Raw genomic sequence first — 5,279 nt, forward strand, 5'->3', positions numbered from 1 at the left:
AATGGCTATACTCGGAGTTCACCACTTCCTACTGTCTACTGTCTACTGTCTACTGCCTACTGTCTACTGTCTACTTCCTACTCCCTCTCCACACTCCCGTCTTCACTATCCTCGTCTCCTTGTGCCCATCCTCGAACTTGAAGAAAATCTTCCAGATGTACACGCCCGTGCCGACTTTGCGGCCCTTCTCGGAGCGGTTATTCCAGTGCAGGTACCCTTGCCGGAACAAATCGCCGGAATTCCCACGGATAGATTGTTCCATCTCCCCGTTGTACCCGAATTTCTGCTCGAAATGCGTCACGTAGGTCGCGATGGCGCTAAAGATGTAGACCTCGGCCGTGTAAGGCATCGAAGATTTCACGCTGATGGCAGAAATCGAATCCGGCAGGAGTTCCCAACCATAGCCATCCGGCGGTATCCACTGCGGCGTCTCGCCTATGCCGCTCACTGCTTGCAGCGGGCGCAGTTCGCCAAGGTAAAGCTTGCCGTCCTTACCATCAATCTTGATTCCGCCGCGCCCCAGGGAGTTGCCCGCCAGGTCTTCGTAGCTCGCTTCGGGAGCCGTCAAAAGGCAGAAGCCCTCCTTGACCAGATAACCGTCCAGCAGCACCGTCCACTGTTGGCCATTCTCGCGAATAATCGGGTTCCCTTTCAGGCTTAGAGGGAGCGAGGCGGTATCCTCGCATGATTTTGAATAACGGAACAGATTCTCCCATCCCCGCTCGTTACCGACATTCTTGATCGGTTCGGACATCCAGATAACCAATGTATCTGGCGGGATTTCGAGATTCGGGTCCATGAACTCCTTGAGGCCCATTTTTCCGGGGAACTTGGTCGCCTTCGTCGGGACCGCGCCCACCTTGTCGCGGAGCATCACGTTCTCTATCTTGTCGGAATACACGGTCGTAAAGGCGAGGAAAGGCTTCCTTACCGTATCGGCCTTGGTCAACCCGTACTTGTACGGGGCGTTGATGTAGCCCTCGAACCACTTGTCGTCCGAGCGGTTCTGTTTCATCATCCCGGCAGGCACATAGCGCCATTCGCCGCGGTTCGAGTTCCAGAAAATCGAATCCACGCCCGACATGTTGTTGCGGCGCGCTTCCTTGAAGTGGACACGCACGTAGTCGGCTCGCCCATCCAAGTCCTTGTCGTAAATTTCGGCGGTGTCGGCGATGAGCGAGTACACGATGGAGTCGCGGGGCGACGGCGTGAGCGAATCGATAGTGACCGTACTCGAATCGGAAGGGTTCGTGCTTGTATCCCGAGGGAGCGAATCTTTTGGTATCGAGTCGACAACATTCGAATCTACCGGTTCCGGGATAAATTCCTTCACTTCGCAGGCGTCAGTAGTCAAAAAACCGGTTTCAGGATAACGAACAGACGCCCCTAGGGCATCCGTAACGCGAAGGTAGTATCTGAAACCGGTATATTCTGTGATATTCATGGGGACCTTGGTTGTCCAAGTGTCGTTCTCGATTGTGTAGGAGAATGGATGAGTCTGGTAGATGTAAGCGTTTAAACCGCTGTAGTACAGGACCGCACTGTGAATCCCGTTATTATCGCTCATCCGGAAGGAAAATGTCTTGAGTTCACTTGTAGAATCTTCACAAGCAATCGTAAAGGAATCAATGACGGGAATATCGTTGCCAATGAAAATTGTGTAGGGTTCCATGGCAGGGGTCTGGATACTTGGAGATTTGCCCTGTTGCCCGGCCGTGTCCGTCGCGACGATGTAGAAATCTATTCCTGGAACGACAGCCTGATTTGCCGGGACCGTGTATTCCCAAAGGCTGTCCCTGACATGCCGCATGGCATACGAAGTAAATTGCGCATTCACCGTACTGGAATTCCGCAAGAAAACATTCGCATTCTTAATTTGCAACGACGTCGTGATATAAGCCGATATTGTGATGGAAGAATTCGCTTGCTGTGAATTTTTTATCAAGTTCCACGTTGCATCTGTAAGTGAAACCCTTGGCGGCAGTGAATTTTCGTTCCATTGGAGGGAATCTTTCGTCGTAATTTTGTTGAACTCCATGCTGATGATGACATTGTGCGTATCCCCATTTTGCAGCGTATCGGGACTCTCGTAGCAGACAACATATTGAGAAAGGGAATTATCTCGCATCGCCGCGTAGATACCGGCCAATTCACTTGCGTTATTCGCAAATGTGTATATTCCGTCCGTTCCTTTTGCCAAGGGCTCTAACGGCATTGTTGATTGGACTCCAACTCCAATCGTGTGTATGGTCGTTTTTTTGCGTTTTGCAATACTGATGGCAGAATCCAGCTTAAGATTATCCTGGGCATCGTTTGCACCATCAGAGAAGACAATGACCATTGTAGGATTGGTCTCATTTACAATTTGATCCAAACCAGCGCATGTTCCTTCTATAATATTTGTTCCACCCGTTGCCGCGAGGCTATCCACTGCCCGGAGCAGCAAAGTCTTATTCGAGGTCATTGTCTGGCGGACCTTCGTGCCACCATCGAACCCAACAATGGCTGTCCTATCGTATGGTGTCATGTCGTTGATGAACGCCCTAATAGATTCCTTGGCGCTCTCGATGCTACGGCCTTGCATAGAACCGCTCTCGTCAACAACAATGACGACGGAGATTCCAGTGACATTGTTGATCGTTGTAATCTGGGGCTGGATAACTTGCCCATCTTGAGTCAATACGAGATCTTCGGAAGTTAAACCTTGGAAAGAACGCCCGCTATTGAGATCCGTAACAACAACGTTCGCACAGATTTCAGGATAGTTGCCTAAATCGAACTGCGATATGTTTATCATTGGTTTTGCCAATTCATCTTCTTTGAAAACAGCCTTTACAGTACACAGCGAATCCGTTGTAGTCAAAGTAGATCTAAATTCCTTTGTAGATGAAAGATTCGCATTTCCTTCAACAATCTTCCAAGAATCAAACTTATAGCCACCATGCGCCCATGCTGTCAGAATGACTTTTTCTTTTAATATGGTCGGTTGCTTTCCGGCCGGATTCACAGAGCCGCCCTTTGAGGCTGTTACATTCAATATAAATGGTGTAGCAATCCAGACATTGAACGATTTGTCTGGAATACTTGAAGATGAATCCTGAATAGTGAAGTAATGAGGTGTATTGGGCTCACTAGTGAAATTGAAAGCCGACGATCCCTTAGTCCAGAATGACGCCAAAGGCTTTGTAAACGAGCCATCTGTTCCATAATCACGAACTAAGACGTACACTGAATCAATGGCCTCGAAGCGAAGTGCGAATGGAGTCGAATCGGCGGGTGTCCATGTGAATCTGATTGCCGATTGAGAGGATTCGTTGTAATAATTCTCTTTAAAATTGAACTTTTGTTTTGTTTCGGATAGCTTATACATGGAACTTTTTTTGAAGTGTGCCTTAAGTTCGATATCTCCAGATATCATGACAAATGTGTTGGGTTGACTTTTATCGTCAATCACAGGTGTTCCAGATACAATTTCCCAGTCGGAAAAATGGTATCCTTCGTTTCCCTGGGCACTGATCGAGTATTTTGAGTTGATAAAAGCGGTCGCATAGCCATTGGTTGGAATAGCCTTGCCATTCGAATCCGAACTTAGCGTAAGTTTATAAGAGTGCGTTGCATAATTTATATAGAAAGGGTTGTCTTTTTGTATTGTATTGGCGATGGTTATATAGACGGTTTGCCCGGCTGTGAGATTTAAAGTTTTGGCAAGAGTCCCGATGAATTTCGTTGAATCGACCGATGTTGAGAAATTGGCAGATGAATACCGGATATATTCAAGAGTATTCTGAAAACGCAAGTTCGAAATAATGATGGTATAGGAACCCGCACTGGGAGCCGTAAAGGAGAACCGGACACCCGATTTCCCGTTGGTAACCTGTTTTGCATACAAGTTATCCGTGAAATCATATTTAATCGGAGAATCTGTAATAGCGTAGACATTTCCTTGTTTAAAGACGGCCTTTACTTTACAATCTCCTTGAGCGCCAACAACGGATGTATTTTCATTTTTCTTGTTAGAAACTGTACAATTACCAGATGTAACCTCCCAATGGTCAAATTTGTAATCGACACCAGGTGTGGCGTAGATTTTACTCGTTACTTTGTCGGCCGACCTGCTATAGGATGTGACCCAAGTACCCGCAGAATCAATATACGCGTTTCCTCCCTCTGAAGCCGAAATATCGATGGTATATGTTGGGAGAATCGATACAGTGGAGGAATCTCTCAATGTTTGATAAATACCGCTTATATTTGCAAGATAGTAGAAAAGGTAATTTTTGCTATTGGGCTGTACGGTAATATAAAATTTGCCCGTAACGGGGATATCCCCGGTGCCGCGCGGAATCATAGTGGTGAATGTGGAATCCGTGCCGTAATTGCTAACTCCGAACGCCCGTTGATGGAACGTGAATGTAAATAAATAATGAGAACTTGCTCCCGCTTGGAAGCACATTCGAATGCCGTAAAGGCCATTGGGAATTTTCGCACTGTTTTTGTCAAAATACAATACGGTTCCATTTTCGTCTATCTCATAGATGGGGACCTGCCTAGTCACCCTTCTCAAGACAACAGAATTCGTAGACGGAATGAATCCAGTCGAATCGGCTGTTGTATCAATAAAAGTCCCAGAACCCGAAACAATTTCCCACCTGACAAAGTTTTCCCCAACAGCGAGACTTTTCTTGAATGTAACAGGAACGGTGTCGCCAATGTTCGCACGATAGGGAGTTGGCTCCCCTTCAATAGTCACATCGGCATTAGCTGTTGCTACAAATATTATAGAACAGAGCAACGTTACAAAAAATAATGACACCCAGCCCCCTCTCCAACGATGAAGACAACGTTTTTAAAATCCCGCCCTAAATATATACTTATTTTGTATAAAACGAATGAAAAAATTATTTTATTTTAAATCTAGGGTCTAGAGACTAGAATCTAGAGGCTAGTGAATAAGAATCACGCACTTCGTGCGTCAATTAACCTCTAGATTCTCTAACGGAGATTGCTTCAGGGCTATTCGCCCCTCGCAATGACAAATTTTTAGGCTCCAGGCACGAGCAGTGAGTCTTAGAGAGAATAGAGAATAGAGACTAGTGAAAAGAATCACGCACTTCGTGCGTCAATATAAGACGGCGAAGCCGTGATATTTCTCCCTAGCCCCTAGATTCTAGATCCTAACCACTAACCACCAACCACTGTTTACTTATTTCTTCTTGTGACCCCTGCGATAGATACCGGTCTTCACTATCCTCGTCTCCTTGTGCCCGTCCTCGAACTTG

1 protein-coding gene is annotated in these 5,279 nt (G+C 46.6%); it reads right to left on the bottom strand.

Annotated features, from left to right (window positions below):
- Window positions 1-70: 70 nt before the first annotated feature.
- Complete coding sequence (locus Q0Y46_RS14750; RefSeq protein ID WP_297948575.1) at window positions 71-4,750, bottom strand: VWA domain-containing protein; 4,680 nt, start codon at window positions 4,748-4,750, stop codon at window positions 71-73.
- Window positions 4,751-5,279 lie beyond the last annotated feature (529 nt).

This window comes from uncultured Fibrobacter sp., from assembly GCF_947305105.1.
Classification (GTDB): Bacteria; Fibrobacterota; Fibrobacteria; order Fibrobacterales; family Fibrobacteraceae; genus Fibrobacter.